Source organism: Arthrobacter sp. Y3221160 (genome assembly GCF_059092585.1).
In genome coordinates, this window is the sequence record NZ_JBNHHU010000001.1 from 1,421,114 (window position 1) to 1,434,874 (window position 13,761).

Here is a 13,761-nt window from a genome sequence, read left to right on the forward strand (position 1 = left end):
TGTGGCAGACTTCGGCCCTGATTGCGAATCGGCCCCCGGGCCGGTGCCCGCTCCCCCGCCGCCATGCTATGGCGCGGACCAGCCGGCAGTGCGATGCTGGTGCCAGCCCGCTCCTGCGGGCGCCGCACACGGGAGACCAGGTTTCAGGAGGACAGCAGCGAATGGCAATGGACAGCGGGCGCCTGGCGGCAATGATCCCGTCCGACTTTACCCTGGGAGTGGCGACGGCGGCATTCCAGATCGAGGGCGCCGTGGCCGAGGACGGCCGAGGACCCTCCGGCTGGGACGCGTTTTCGCACGAGCCCGGGCGGATTGCCGGCGGCGCGACGGCGGACGCGGCCTGCGACCACTACCACCGGATGCCGGAAGACGTCGCGCTGATGGCCGAGCTCGGCGTTGACTCGTACCGGTTCTCGCTGTCCTGGCCACGGATCCAGCCCGGCGGACAGGGGCCGGTCAACCAGCGCGGCATCGACTTCTACGACCGCCTGCTGGATGAACTGCTGGCCCGGGGCATCTCCCCGATGTGCACGCTCTACCACTGGGACACCCCGCTGCCGCTGGAGCACGGCGGCGGCTGGCTCAACCGGGATACCGCGTACCGGCTCGCCGACTTCGCGGCGATCGCCGCGGACAAGTTCGGCGACCGGGTGGACCGCTGGGTCACGATCAACGAGCCGACCACCGTCACCCTCAACGGCTACGGCCTCGGCGTCCATGCTCCCGGCCAGGCCGGGCTTTTCGACGCCCTGCCGGCCGCGCACCACCTCATCCTCGCGCACGGACTCAGCCTCTCGGCCCTGCGGGCCGGCGGGATCACGGGCGATGCGGGCATCACGAACGTCTACTCCCCCGTGGTGGGCGCCAAGGACGGGCTGGCCCACGATGTGCTGGTGGAACTGTACGACGTGCTCCACAACGGCATGTTTTCGGACCCGGTGCTGCTGGGCCGCTACCCAACGTTCAACCCGGTGCTCAAGCCCGCACTCCAGTACCTGCGCGAGATTCCGGACGAGGACCTGGCGGTGATGAGCCAGCCGCTGGACTTCTACGGGCTGAACTACTACTTCCCCACCAGGATCGGCATCGGCCCGGGGCCGCTGACCGGGCCGGAGGCGATCCCCGACGGCCTGCCCGAGCTGCTCTGGGAGCAGGGCGGCGAGCTGCCGTTCCACCTGGCCGCGTGGCCGGGGTATGACCGGACAGAATTCGGCTGGCCCGTGGCACCCGACTACCTGCAGGTCGCCCTGGCCCAGATGGCCGGGCGTTACCCCAATCTGCCGCCGGTCTACATCACCGAGGGGGGCGCCAGCTTCAAGGATGTGGTGGTCCGCGACGCGCTGACCAAGAAGCCGTCGGTCGCCGACGTGCGGCGGATCGACTACCTGGCCTCGCATTTGGAGGCCGCGCTCACCGCGACGGCGCCGGACGGGCCCGCAGCCGGCATCGACCTGCGCGGCTACTACGTGTGGACGCTGATGGACAACTTCGAATGGGCGGCCGGATACAGCCAGCGCTTCGGCCTGGTGTACGTGGACTTCGCCACCCAGCAGCGGATCCGCAAGGCGTCCTTCCACTGGCTGAAGGATGTGGCCGCGCGCCGCACTCGTGCCGGTGCCGGCGAGGCGGCCGGGCAGACCGAGCCGGCGGTGGCAGCACCGGGTCAGGCCTGACGGCCCGCCGGCGCGTTCGCCGGTCCCCGGCGCTTCGCTACCGCCCGCCGTCGGCGCGCCGGATGCGGCGGGCACGGTCCAGTTCGTGGCGGAAGTACCGCCTGCCCCAGGACACCGCCCCGACCACCGCGGCAACCAGGCCCAGGACGATCCACACGATCAGCCATTCCATGGTCTGATCCTACTGGTCGGCGGTCAAAATTCGTGCCCGTCCGCCAGTTCCCGGGGCCCCGGCCGAGACTATTCTGGGAGTGTCCACCGCAGATGCTCCCAGGAAGCCGGACAACCATGCTCAGCACCAAAACCATGACGACGGTCCTGCCCGTGAAGGACATGGACCGGGCGCGCGCGTTCTACCAGGATTCCCTAGGCCTGCAGCCGGCCGGCCCGCTCGGAGAGGATTCGTTCCTTTTCTCCAGCGACGGTTCCACCGCGGTAGAACTCATCGTCCGACCGGACGCAGACACGTCGGACCACACCTCGATCAGCTTCGAGGTGGCCGATTTGGAAACCGAGATGTCCGAACTGGCCGGCCGCGGCGTCGACTTCGCGGACTACGACCTGCCGGGCCTCAAGACCGAGAACCACATCGCGGTGACCGGCCACCAGCGCTGCGCCTGGTTCCCGGACACGGAGGGCAACATTCTCTGCCTGCACCAGAACATCTAAAACGGAAGGACCATGACCGAAGGCGCGCCCGGAGCGTGCGCGCAGCATCACACCCGGCGCATCATTAAAAGAAAGAACCCCCGCCGTCCTGAGACGGCGGGGGTTCTCCTGCCTCCGACCGGAAACCTCCGGTCAGCAGATCACAGAGTTACTTGGTGATCTTGGTGACGCGGCCCGAACCAACGGTGCGGCCGCCTTCACGGATAGCGAAGCCGAGGCCCTCTTCCATGGCGATCGGCTGGATGAGCTCAACGGTCATCTCAGTGTTGTCGCCCGGCATGACCATTTCGGTGCCCTCGGGGAGGGTGATAACGCCGGTCACGTCGGTGGTGCGGAAGTAGAACTGCGGACGGTAGTTCGAGTAGAACGGGTTGTGGCGGCCGCCTTCATCCTTGGACAGGATGTAGACGTTGGCCTCGAAATCGGTGTGCGGGGTGATCGAACCCGGCTTCACGATAACCTGGCCGCGCTCCACGTCTTCGCGCTTGATACCGCGCAGCAGCAGGCCACAGTTCTCGCCTGCCCATGCTTCGTCGAGCTGCTTGTGGAACATCTCGATACCGGTAACCGTGGTCTTCTGGACCGGGCGGATGCCGACGATCTCGACCTCGGAGTTGATGGCGAGGGTACCGCGCTCGGCGCGGCCGGTCACCACGGTGCCGCGGCCGGTGATGGTGAAGACGTCTTCAACCGGCATCAGGAACGGCTTGTCCTTGTCGCGGACCGGGTCCGGGATGTACTCGTCAACGGCGTCCATCAGGTCCTCGACGGACTTGACCCACTGGGCGTCGCCTTCCAGGGCCTTCAGGCCGGAAGTGCGGATGACCGGTGCGTTGTCGCCATCGAACTCCTGCGAGCTGAGCAGCTCACGGACTTCCATTTCGACCAGGTCGAGCAGTTCCTCGTCCTCAACCATGTCCGACTTGTTCAGGGCCACCAGCAGCGTCGGAACGCCAACCTGGCGGGCCAGCAGAACGTGCTCGCGGGTCTGGGCCATCGGGCCGTCAGTCGCGGCAACCACCAGGATTGCGCCGTCCATCTGGGCGGCACCGGTGATCATGTTCTTGATGTAGTCGGCGTGGCCGGGGGCGTCCACGTGTGCGTAGTGGCGCTTCTCGGTCTGGTACTCGACGTGCGAGATGTTGATGGTGATGCCGCGCTGGCGCTCTTCCGGGGCAGAGTCGATAGCTGCGAAGTCACGCTGCTCGTTGAGATCGGGGTACTTGTCAGCAAGCACCTTGGAAATGGCAGCGGTCAACGTGGTCTTACCGTGGTCAACGTGACCGATGGTGCCAATGTTGACGTGCGGCTTAGTCCGCTCGAACTTTGCCTTCGCCACGGGTTCCTCCTAGAACGTGTTGAGAAGATTTGCTCTTCGGACGCGATTGTCACGGCCGAAACTTGAACAAGTCTACTTCGGGCTTTTGTATTTGGTGAAATTACTGGTTCCGTCAGGTACCGGCAAAAACTTGCGCGGTTCCGTCAGTGGGTTGTGCCTGCGGCCGGCTGCGTGAGCCGACCGGCCGCCTGCACGGCGTGCCGGATCCTTACGGATAAGGACCCGCCACCCTGGGGTTTACTCGCCGCGCGTCTTCTGGATGATCTCGTCGGCAACAGCCTTCGGGACCTCAGCGTAGCTTTCGAACTGCATCGAGTACACCGCGCGGCCCTGCGTCTTGGAACGCAGGTCGCCGATGTAGCCGAACATTTCGGAAAGCGGAACGTTAGCGCGCACAACCTTCACGCCGCTAGCGTCCTCCATGGACTGGATCTGTCCACGGCGGGAGTTCAGGTCGCCGATCACGTCGCCCATGTATTCCTCAGGGGTACGTACCTCGACGGCCATCAGCGGCTCGAGCAGGACCGGGTTGGCGCGGCGTGCGCCTTCCTTGAAGACCTGGGAACCAGCGATCTTGAAGGCCATTTCCGAAGAGTCGACGTCGTGGTATGCGCCGTCGAGCAGGATGGCCTTGACACCGACCAGCGGGTAGCCGGCCAGAATGCCGAGCTGCATGGCATCCTGGATGCCAGCGTCGACCGAGGGGATGTATTCGCGCGGAATACGGCCACCGGTGACCTTGTTCTCGAACTCGTAGAAGGTGCCGTCGCTGGTGTCCAGCGGCTCGAAGGAGACCTGGACCTTCGCGAACTGGCCGGATCCACCCGTCTGCTTCTTGTGGGTGAAGTCGACCTTTTCGACAGCCTTCTTGATGGTTTCACGGTAGGCAACCTGGGGCTTGCCCACGTTGGCCTCGACCTTGAATTCGCGGCGCATGCGGTCCACCAGGATGTCCAGGTGCAGCTCGCCCATGCCGCCGATTTCGGTCTGGCCGGTCTCTTCGTTCAGCGAAACGGTGAACGTCGGGTCCTCGGCGGAGAGCTTCTGGATCGCCGTGGAGAGCTTTTCCTGGTCGCCCTTGGTCTTCGGCTCGATGGCCACGAAGATCACCGGCTCCGGGAAGGACATGGACTCGAGCACGATGGGTGCATCGACGGCCGACAGGGTGTCGCCGGTGGTGGTGTCCTTCAGGCCGATCACCGCGTAGATGTGGCCTGCGTGCACCTCTTCCACCGGGTTTTCCTTGTTGGCGTGCATCTGGAACAGCTTTCCGATGCGCTCCTTCTTGCCCTTGGTGGTGTTCAGCAACTGCGTACCGGAAGTGGCCTTGCCCGAGTAGACCCGGATGAAGGTCAGCTGGCCGAAGAACGGGTGCGCCGCAACCTTGAAGGCCAAGGCCGAGAACGGCTCCTCCTCGTTCGGCTTGCGGGTCAGTTCGATTTCCTCGTTCTTGGGGTCGTGACCGACCATCGAGGGAACGTCGACCGGGGACGGCAGGTAGTCGATGACTGCGTCGAGCATCGGCTGCACACCGCGGTTCTTGAAGGCAGAACCACAGAAGACCGGGTAGATCTCCGAGTTGACGACCATCTTGCGGATGCCGGCCTTCAGCTCGTCGATCGAAATCTCTTCGCCTTCGAGGTACTTCTCCATGAGCTCGTCCGAGGACTCGGACACGGTCTCAACGAGCTGCGCGCGGTATTCCTCGGCCTTGGCCTGCAGGTCCGCGGGGATCTCCCGGGTCTCGTAGGCAGCACCCATGGTGACGTCGCCCTTGGCGTCGCCTTCCCATACCAGTGCCTTCATGGTCATCAGGTCGACGACGCCGATGAAGTCGTTCTCGGAGCCGATTGGCAGCTGCATGACCAGCGGCTTTGCGCCCAGGCGCTTGATGATGGTGTCTACCGTGAAGTAGAAGTCGGCGCCGAGCTTGTCCATCTTGTTGACGAAGCAGATACGCGGAACTTCGTACTTGTCGGCCTGGCGCCACACAGTCTCCGACTGCGGCTCCACGCCTTCCTTACCATCGAAGACAGCAACGGCACCGTCGAGGACGCGCAGCGAACGCTCCACCTCCACAGTGAAGTCCACGTGGCCCGGGGTGTCGATGATGTTGATCTGGTTCTGGTTCCAGAAGCAAGTCACCGCGGCGGAGGTGATGGTGATGCCGCGTTCCTTTTCCTGTTCCATCCAGTCAGTGGTCGACGCACCGTCGTGAGTTTCGCCGAGCTTGTGGTTCACACCCGTGTAGAACAGGATGCGTTCGGTAGTGGTGGTCTTGCCGGCATCGATGTGGGCCATGATGCCGATATTGCGGACCTTCGTGAGGTCGGTTAGCACGTCCAGTGCCACAATGTCTCCCTTTGTAGGTGAGGGATACGACGACGGCGGTTGGCGCCGTCGTCGTATCGACTCTTTACCAGCGGTAGTGGGCGAAGGCCTTGTTGGACTCGGCCATCTTGTGGGTGTCTTCGCGACGCTTCACAGCGGCACCGAGACCGTTTGACGCATCCAGAATCTCGTTCATGAGACGCTCGGTCATCGTCTTCTCGCGGCGGGCCTTCGAGTAGCCGACCAGCCAGCGCAGGGCCAGGGCCGTAGCACGGCCCGGCTTGACCTCGACCGGAACCTGGTAGGTGGCGCCGCCGACGCGGCGGGACCGGACCTCCAGGGTCGGGCGGACGTTGTCCATGGCCTTCTTGAGGGCGGCAACGGGATCGCCGCCGGACTTGGCCTTCACACCGTCGAGGGCACCGTACACGATGCGCTCCGCGGTGGACTTCTTGCCATCAACGAGAACCTTGTTGATCAGCTGGGTAACCAGCGGCGAGCCGTGTACCGGATCAACTACGAGCGGCCGCTTGGGGGCCGGACCCTTACGGGGCATTACTTCTTCTCCTTCTTCGCGCCGTAGCGGCTGCGGGCCTGCTGGCGGTTCTTGACACCCTGGGTGTCGAGGGCGCCGCGGACGATCTTGTAGCGGACACCGGGCAGGTCCTTCACACGGCCGCCGCGCACCAGCACGATGGAGTGTTCCTGCAGGTTGTGGCCCACACCGGGGATGTAGGCAGTCACTTCGATGCCGCCGGCGAGCTTGACGCGGGCTACCTTACGGAGCGCGGAGTTCGGCTTCTTCGGGGTGGTGGTGTAAACGCGGGTGCAAACGCCGCGCTTCATCGGGCTGCCCTTCAGGGCAGGCGCCTTGGTCTTATTGACCTTGGGTGAGCGGCCCTTGCGGACCAGCTGGTTAATCGTAGGCACTTTCGTGTTCTCCGTTTTTCTTGGGCTTTGCCCCGTCTGTCATGCAGGGCCAGGCACTGTCGGTCGTCTTCGCACCCGCTGCGGAATCGAAGCGACCGTAGGCGTGCAAAAGTGTGGCATTCTCCGCGCAAGAACCCCGCGAACCGGAAACAGGCCCCGTTCCGTTATCATCCGAAACGGCCTTCATCCACTGCCACACAAAAACAATCGAACATAAGTCTAGCAGAGTATGCGGGTCGCGCACGACGCGGTGGCCCGGCGGCTGCCCAACGGTTGCTGCACGGCGGGCCGGCCGCGGCGTCACGGCCGTTCCATCGCCAGCAGCAAGGCCGTTTCCAGCGGCCGGGCCAGCGTTTTCATGTAGGTGCCGGAGACGTGGTTGAGGTCCCGGTACACCAGGACGTTGCCGATCACCGCCGGGCAGGTCTCCCGGTCGCAGAAGTGCGCCGACAGGTCGATGACCCGCGCCCGCGGGGCCAGCATGGCCGCATCCTCGGTGAGGTCCTTCCCGTCGAGGCCGTCGCTGCGCGACTGGCCGCATTCGGCCGGGTCCTCGTAGTTCACCGCCACGCAGTCCCGGGCGACCGCGCCCTCACGCGGGCGGGGCGTGTCCTTGAGCGCGTACACGTCGATGCCGGCGTCGGCGAGTTCGTTCCAGTACTCGGCGAAGCCCGCCGCGCCGGGCCGCTGGCCGGTGCCCGAGTCCACGAAGGAGGACTCCGCGTAGTACGAGGTCAGGACCGCGTCCACGCCGCCGCGGGTCAGCCGTTCCATGGTCTGTTCGTTGGGCCCGCGGCAGACGGACTCCCCCTTGGCTTCCAGCTTGCGCTGCTCCGCGTTGAACGGGCAGGAATGATGGATGTACGTCAGCAGGCGCCACCCCCGCTCACTGGCGACAGGCTCCAAGGCCTTGAACCACTGGCCCGCGTGCGAGTCTCCCACCAGCGCCAGGGTGAAGTCCCCCTCCGGGTCCCCGTAGGTGCATTCCTTGGTTTCGGCCGCCATCGAGGTGACGGCGCAATCGCCGAGGCCGGACTGGTCGGCTCCGGCCCGGGCGGGATCCGGGACCACCAACGGGGTCTCGGTGGCGAAGGCGCGGTGACCGTCCTCCGTGATCGAGGCGACGCCGAAGCCGGGCGGCGGGGCGGCCAGCAGCGCGGACGTCGCCTCGGCCCGCTGGGCCAGGATGCGTTCCTGCTGGTTGGCCGGCACGAAGGCCAGCGTGCCGACCAGCGCGGTGGCCGCGGCGCCTGCGGCGAGCGGCCGCCAGGAGTTGGCGCTGAACCAGCCAAAGCGTCGCACCGGTGTCTCCACGAAGTAGTAGCTCAGGGCGGCCAGGCCAAAGGAACAGGCCAACAGCAGCGGGCTGGTGAGCGGCCCGGGTTCCCGATCCGCCAGGATGGTGAAAAACACGATCAGGGGCCAGTGCCAGAGGTAGAGCGAGTAGGAGACATTCCCCGTCCATTGGACAGGCCGCCAGTCCACCAGGCGGTGCAGGGACAGCGGCCCGCCGGTCCGTCCGGCAGCGATGACGGCCATGGTGCCCAGCACCGGGAGCAGGGCCGCCGCCCCGGGAAAAGGCGTGCTCGCGTTATAGAGGAACGCCGAGGCCGTGATGGCGGCCAGGCCCGCTGCCGCCAGCAGGCTGCGCAGGTACGGCCAGCGGCGCGTGTCCCGGTGCAGGGCGGCCAGCAGCCCGCCCAGCCCGAGTTCCCAGATCCTGGTGGGCGTGATGAAGTAGGCGGCCGGGCTGCCGCCGGCGGTGGCCCAGATGCCATAGGCCAGCGACGCCGCGACGACGGCGGCGAAGATCGCGGCTGCGATCCCCCGGCGACGCCGCCGCGTTCGGCGCGCCGCGAAGACGGCCAGCAGGACCAGCAGCGGCCACAGCAGGTAGAACTGTTCCTCGACGGCCAGGGACCAGAAGTGCTGGAGCGGCGTCGGCGTCTCGGTCGCGGCCAGGTAATCGACGGAGTCGGCGGCCAGGACCCAGTTTTGGACATAGAGGGTGGAGGCCAGGGCCTGGCCCCCGATGCGCTCCCACTGGCTCATGGGCAGCAGCGCCAGCGTGGCCGCCAGGACGACGGCAATGGTCAGCAGCGCCGCGGGCAGGATGCGCCGGATGCGGGCGGCCCAGAATGACCTCAGGGACAGCGTGCCGGTGGCCGCCGCCTCGCGGAGCATGTGGCCGGTGATCAGGAAGCCGGAGATGACGAAGAAGACGTCCACTCCGACGTAGCCGCCGGGCAGCCAGCGCGGCTCCAGGTGGTAGGCCACCACCAACAGCACCGCAAGGGCGCGCAGGGCTTGGATTTCGGGCAGGAATTTCCGCCGCGGCGTTGTCTCAGGATCCATCGCAGGACATTCAGCCATGCCAAGGTCAACGACAGTTGGCGGCGGGGTGAACGCCCGGGTGCAGGACCGGGCCGGCTACCTCAGGCTGTGCGGCGCCGCCACCAGAGGAGGGCCGAGCCGAGCATCAACAGGCCCGCTCCGCCCGAGGCGAGCCAGGCGGTGCCGGCGGCCCCGGTGTCTGCCAGCGCGCCGGCCGGGACGGCCGCCGGCAGCACGTTCGACGGCGCTGCCGGCTGGGGCTGCGAGGCCGGGATGATAACTGCCGCAGGTTCCTTGGCGGGTTGCTCCGGTCCGGGCTCATCGACAACCGGCCACTCGCCGAAGCCGCCCGGCCATTCACCAATTCCGTCCAACATCTCGTACATCCACAGGATGAGCTCCTCCCCCGCTGCAGGATCGGAGGCGCTCATTTCGCGGATCAGCGCGGCCAGGCCGTCCAGGTCGCCCGCCATGAGGTACTCCATGATGAGGTTCATCAGGTACGTCATGCCCTCGGACTCGAGCACGAGGTCCATGTTCTCTTCCATCCAGCGCATGACGGTTTCCTCGTCGCCGGCGGCGATGTCATCCGGGATGTTGAAGTCCCTGTGGGTCAGGGTACGTCCGCCCACCACAATCGGCTCGATCACGGGAGCGGGTTTTGCCGCCGGAGGAGCTGCGGGTGCGGGCGCAGCCTCCGTGGGGGGCTCCACGGCAGGGGCGGACGGATCGGCGGCGGGAGAAGTGGGTATGGTTTCCGGTGCCGGAGTTGAGTCCTCGGCCGGGACATCTTCAGCGGAGGCCGCCGCTGCGCCGCCGGCGGGGGATTCGCCCGCAGCCCCGTCGGTGCCGACGGCGCCGTCCGACGGCACGCCGTCGGTATCCGCGGGAGCCTCGACCAGCAGGGTGACCACGGCGTCAGCCATAACCTCTTCCGGCGCCGCCTGAACCGGCTCGGCAGCGGCAGCTTCTTCAACCGGCGCGCCCGCGGCGGCTTCCGACCCAACCGTCCCTACGGCAACCGCGTGCGGGCCGGGCTCGGGAGCGGTGTCACCGGGGATCGGGCCCGGCTGCCCGGCCGGATCCTGGCTGCCGGCGTGGGCGGGAACGCTGCCCAGGGCGAGAGCGGCGGCAACAGTGCCGGTGAGCAGCGCAGCGCGCAGTCGTGATGTCACGTGAAATGTCCTGTCCCCAACTCGGCTGTCCTGGCAGGGCGGAGATCGCGCCGATCCGATTGCTTCGGTGCCCTGCGTCGGCCGGCAATTACCGGCCCTTGCAGAAATATAAATGATGCAGGTCACATCCGCTAATCCGGCGCGCCTGCCGGGTCCGCGGCAACACGGGTCGTCCTACCCTGACCGCTCCCCGGCCCCGCCGTCTGCCCGGCCCTGGCTGAGTGTTGCCTCGCCTTCCAGCAGCCCGAGGGAACTGATCCACGGGAAAACGAACTCCAGGAGCACCAGGACGACCGCCGCCAGCAGCATCAGCGACAGCAGGATCCGCACGGCGAACGGGCCGGGCAGGTTGCGGAAGATCCAGGCGTACACCTCAGGTTCCTGCCTGCGCGGCGACCAGGCCGGCGATGTCGGCAGGCGGTCCCGCCTCGGCGGGGCGCCATGATTCCAGCGCGGCGTACGCGATGTACCGCTCCCGGTCGCCGAACCGTGGATGACAGGTGGTCAGGGTCATCATCGCCCTGACAGGTTCGGCCCCTGGTTTTTCCGGCACCGGCAGCAGTACATCCGTCCGGTCCGGCGTCACAATGGTGTGCTCCTCGAAGACGTAGGTGAAGTACCCGTTGGCAGTGCGCACATGGATGCGGTCCCCGGGCCGGAGCGCGTCGATGTTGTCGAGGACCTTGCCGTAGGTCTGGCGATGGCCGGCCACCGCGAAGTTTCCGACCTCCCCCGGCATCGCCGTGCCGTCGTACATGCCCAGCCCCAGCGAATCGAGGATCTCGGGACCCACCCCCGCCGAGACCGGCACGGTGAAGTCATCGCCGAAGCGCGGGACGTAGACGATCCCGAAGGTCTCGCCGTCCCGGGGCTGCCCGCCCGTCTGCGGTGGCCCGAAGTCCTCGGCGGCGGCCGTCACGGCGGGGCCTTCGAATTGCCGGGACAGGGCGCTGACCGCGTCCTGCTGCGCCGCCCGGGCGTCCAGGTTGGTCCACCACAGCTGCCAGATCACGTAGAGGAGGACGATGGCGCCCAGGGTCACGAGCAGTTCGCCCGCCAGGCCGGAGGCGGCCCGGAGCGAAACCATGGTTTGACGTTTTCCCATGTACGCAATCCTCCCTGGGGAACTCGATTCCTGCCGGCGGCGGGGCCGGCGCGCCCGCCTTCGGGACCTACTGCTGGGCGCGCAGCGCGTCAGTGACCTTGGCGGCGACGGCCTGCAGCTTCGGCAGGGCTTCCGCGACGACGGCGTCCACGTCCCGGGTGCCGTCTGCCAGCGATGCCTGCATGGACATGTTCAGGGCGGCGGCCACGGACCCGTCCGGATGCAGGACCGGAACGGCCACCGAGCGCAGGCCGATCTCCAGTTCCTGGTCCACCAGGGCCCATCCCTGGCTCCGCACCTTGTCCAGCTCCGCCCGAAGCTTGTCCGGGTCGGAGATGGTCCGTGACGTCAACGGCTTCAGCTCGGCCGAGGCCAGATAGTCCTCCAGCCGGCCGGCGGGCAGGCCGGCGAGCAGCACGCGGCCCATGGACGTGGCGTAGGCGGGGAAACGCGTGCCCACCATGATGCCCACGGTCATGATCCGCCGGGTGTGGATGCGGGCGATGTAGACGATCTCATCGCCGTCGAGAATCGACGCGGAGGTGGATTCATGCAGCTCCGCGGAAAGCTCTTCCAGCAGTGGCTGCACCAGCTGGGGCAGACTCTGCCCGGCGAGGTAGGAATACCCCAGCTGGAGCACCAGAGCGGTGAGTTCGAAGACGCGGCCGTCGGTGCGCACATAGCCCAGGTCGACCAGGGTGTGCAGGAACCTCCGCGCGGTGGCACGGGTCAGGCCGGTCCTCTTGGAGACCTCGCTGAGCGTCATGGTGACGTTGTCGGCGTCGAAGGCCCTGATCACGGTCAATCCGCGGGCCAGCGACTGGACGAACTGGTCGCCCGGCGTCTTGGTCTCGGTCATGGTTCCTTTTACTCGGTGGGCGGAAGCAGCTTGATGTCCATCTTGGACTGCAATTCCTCAAGCGTGGTTCCGAACGTCTCGCGCACACGCACGCCTTCCTCGGTAATCAGGAAGACCGCGTCATTAGTGTATACGCGGGTGACGCAGCCCACTCCCGTGAGCGGGTAGGTGCATTCGGGCACCAGCTTCGGCTTGCCGTCCTTGGTGAACAGGGACATCATCACGTAGACGTCCTTGGCCCCCGTGGCCAGGTCCATCGCGCCGCCGACGGCGGGAATGGCGTCGGGTGCGCCGGTGTGCCAGTTGGCCAGGTCGCCGGTGGCGGAGACCTGGAACGCGCCGAGCACGCAGACGTCCAGGTGGCCACCGCGCATCATGGCGAAGGAGTCGGCGTGGTGGAAGTAGGACGCGCCCGGCACCTCGGTGACCGGGACCTTGCCCGCGTTGATCAGGTCCTGGTCGATCTGGTCGCCCTGCGCCTCCGGGCCCATGCCCAGCATGCCGTTTTCGGTGTGCAGGGTGATGTCCTGCTCGGCGGTCAGGTAGTTGGAGACCGACGTCGGCTGGCCGATGCCGAGGTTAACGAAGGAACCGGGCTGGATGTCCCGGGCCACCAGCCTGGCCAGATCTTCGCGGCTGAGTTTCTCACTCACTGGTTTGCCTCTCCCTCTGCGGCCTGCGGCGCAATTTCGACGACGGTGTCCACGTAGATGCCCGGAGTCACGATGACCTCGGGATCCAGTTGGCCGGTCTCCACGATGCCGGAGACCTGCACGATGCTCTTCTTGGCGGCGGCGGCCATGATCGGTCCGAAGTTGCGGGCGGTCTTGCGGTAGACCAGGTTGCCCTTCCGGTCGGAGGTCAGCGCCTTGATCAGCGCGACGTCGCCGTGGATCGGCGTCTCGAGCACGTAGCCGCGGCCGTCGATCATCCGGGTCTCCTTGCCCTCGGCCAGCATGGTGCCGTAGCCGGTGGGCGTGAAGAAGGCGCCGATCCCGGCGCCGGCGGCGCGGATGCGTTCGGCCAGGTTGCCCTGCGGCACCAGTTCCAGTTCGATTTCGCCGGCGCGGTAGGCGGTGTCGAAGTGCCAGGAGTCGGACTGGCGCGGGAAGGAGCAGATGATCTTCTTGACCCTGCGCTCCTTGATCAGCAGCGCCAGGCCGGCGTCCGCCTGCCCGGCGTTGTTGTTCACCACGGTCAGGTCGGTGGCGCCGCAGTCCATCAGCGCGTCGATCAGCTCCATCGGCTGGCCGGCGTTGCCGAAGCCGCCGATCAGCACCGTGGCGCCGTCCTGGATGCCGGCCACGGCGTCCCGGGCAGTAGCAGCGAATGTAGGCACCCGCTTA

General features: G+C 66.8%; 14 protein-coding genes. 2 read left to right on the forward strand and 12 right to left on the reverse strand.

Annotated features, from left to right (window positions below):
- Positions 1–161: 161 nt before the first annotated feature.
- Positions 162–1,673, forward strand: a complete 1,512-nt coding sequence (locus tag AC5RWG_RS06555) for a glycoside hydrolase family 1 protein (RefSeq protein ID WP_494075228.1) — start codon at positions 162–164, stop codon at positions 1,671–1,673.
- 37 nt (positions 1,674–1,710) lie between these two features.
- Here the strand turns inward: AC5RWG_RS06555 and AC5RWG_RS06560 are convergent, their stop codons facing one another.
- Positions 1,711–1,845: a hypothetical protein gene (locus tag AC5RWG_RS06560; RefSeq protein WP_494000480.1), complete on the reverse strand. Its 135-nt coding sequence runs from the start codon at positions 1,843–1,845 to the stop codon at positions 1,711–1,713.
- 116 nt (positions 1,846–1,961) lie between these two features.
- On the opposite strand from AC5RWG_RS06560, the gene AC5RWG_RS06565 reads away from it, so the two are divergent.
- Positions 1,962–2,342 (forward strand): VOC family protein, encoded by a 381-nt coding sequence (locus AC5RWG_RS06565; protein WP_494000481.1) that lies wholly within the window; start codon positions 1,962–1,964, stop codon positions 2,340–2,342.
- A 148-nt stretch (positions 2,343–2,490) separates the two neighbouring features.
- On the opposite strand, the gene tuf is transcribed toward AC5RWG_RS06565, so the two are convergent.
- From tuf to AC5RWG_RS06620, 11 genes are all read right to left on the reverse strand, one after another.
- Entirely contained in the window at positions 2,491–3,681 is a 1,191-nt protein-coding gene (tuf, locus tag AC5RWG_RS06570; protein ID WP_493940539.1) for an elongation factor Tu, read from the reverse strand.
- Positions 3,682–3,918: 237 nt separating this feature from the next.
- Positions 3,919–6,033: an elongation factor G gene (fusA, locus tag AC5RWG_RS06575; RefSeq protein ID WP_494000482.1), complete on the reverse strand. Its 2,115-nt coding sequence runs from the start codon at positions 6,031–6,033 to the stop codon at positions 3,919–3,921.
- A gap of 64 nt (positions 6,034–6,097) precedes the next feature.
- Positions 6,098–6,568 (reverse strand): 30S ribosomal protein S7, encoded by a 471-nt coding sequence (rpsG, locus tag AC5RWG_RS06580; RefSeq protein WP_127511056.1) that lies wholly within the window; start codon positions 6,566–6,568, stop codon positions 6,098–6,100.
- Positions 6,568–6,942, reverse strand: coding sequence for a 30S ribosomal protein S12 (gene rpsL, locus AC5RWG_RS06585; protein WP_493979224.1), 375 nt, complete (start codon positions 6,940–6,942; stop codon positions 6,568–6,570). The genes rpsG and rpsL overlap by 1 nt, the downstream gene beginning before the upstream one ends.
- Positions 6,943–7,242: 300 nt before the next feature.
- The gene (locus tag AC5RWG_RS06590; RefSeq protein ID WP_494075119.1) at positions 7,243–9,297 is read right to left on the reverse strand and encodes an acyltransferase family protein; all 2,055 of its coding nucleotides are present in this window, start codon (positions 9,295–9,297) and stop codon (positions 7,243–7,245) included.
- A gap of 80 nt (positions 9,298–9,377) precedes the next feature.
- A complete protein-coding gene (locus tag AC5RWG_RS06595) occupies positions 9,378–10,451 on the reverse strand; it encodes an LPXTG cell wall anchor domain-containing protein (RefSeq protein WP_494075118.1) in 1,074 nt (357 codons plus the stop codon).
- A 174-nt stretch (positions 10,452–10,625) separates the two neighbouring features.
- Positions 10,626–10,823 carry a hypothetical protein gene (locus tag AC5RWG_RS06600; RefSeq protein WP_494012724.1) on the reverse strand — a complete coding sequence of 66 codons (198 nt, stop codon included), beginning with the start codon at positions 10,821–10,823 and terminating at the stop codon, positions 10,626–10,628.
- Between the two features lies 1 nt (position 10,824).
- Positions 10,825–11,556: a class E sortase gene (locus tag AC5RWG_RS06605; RefSeq protein ID WP_494166625.1), complete on the reverse strand. Its 732-nt coding sequence runs from the start codon at positions 11,554–11,556 to the stop codon at positions 10,825–10,827.
- A gap of 67 nt (positions 11,557–11,623) precedes the next feature.
- A complete protein-coding gene (locus AC5RWG_RS06610; protein WP_494000487.1) occupies positions 11,624–12,415 on the reverse strand; it encodes an IclR family transcriptional regulator domain-containing protein in 792 nt (263 codons plus the stop codon).
- Positions 12,416–12,423: 8 nt separating this feature from the next.
- Positions 12,424–13,068: a 3-oxoacid CoA-transferase subunit B gene (locus AC5RWG_RS06615; RefSeq protein WP_494000488.1), complete on the reverse strand. Its 645-nt coding sequence runs from the start codon at positions 13,066–13,068 to the stop codon at positions 12,424–12,426.
- Positions 13,065–13,754 carry a 3-oxoacid CoA-transferase subunit A gene (locus AC5RWG_RS06620; RefSeq protein WP_494022486.1) on the reverse strand — a complete coding sequence of 230 codons (690 nt, stop codon included), beginning with the start codon at positions 13,752–13,754 and terminating at the stop codon, positions 13,065–13,067. The genes AC5RWG_RS06615 and AC5RWG_RS06620 overlap by 4 nt, the downstream gene beginning before the upstream one ends.
- Positions 13,755–13,761: the final 7 nt, after the last annotated feature.

Coding starts and splice junctions, on each gene's coding strand:
- AC5RWG_RS06555 (WP_494075228.1), top strand. CDS start 162: ATGGCAATGGACAGCGGGCGCCTGGCGGCAATGATCCCGTCCGACTTT.
- AC5RWG_RS06560 (WP_494000480.1), bottom strand. CDS start 1,845: ATGGAATGGCTGATCGTGTGGATCGTCCTGGGCCTGGTTGCCGCGGTG.
- AC5RWG_RS06565 (WP_494000481.1), top strand. CDS start 1,962: ATGCTCAGCACCAAAACCATGACGACGGTCCTGCCCGTGAAGGACATG.
- rpsG (WP_127511056.1), bottom strand. CDS start 6,568: ATGCCCCGTAAGGGTCCGGCCCCCAAGCGGCCGCTCGTAGTTGATCCG.
- AC5RWG_RS06590 (WP_494075119.1), bottom strand. CDS start 9,297: ATGGATCCTGAGACAACGCCGCGGCGGAAATTCCTGCCCGAAATCCAA.
- AC5RWG_RS06605 (WP_494166625.1), bottom strand. CDS start 11,556: ATGGGAAAACGTCAAACCATGGTTTCGCTCCGGGCCGCCTCCGGCCTG.
- AC5RWG_RS06610 (WP_494000487.1), bottom strand. CDS start 12,415: ATGACCGAGACCAAGACGCCGGGCGACCAGTTCGTCCAGTCGCTGGCC.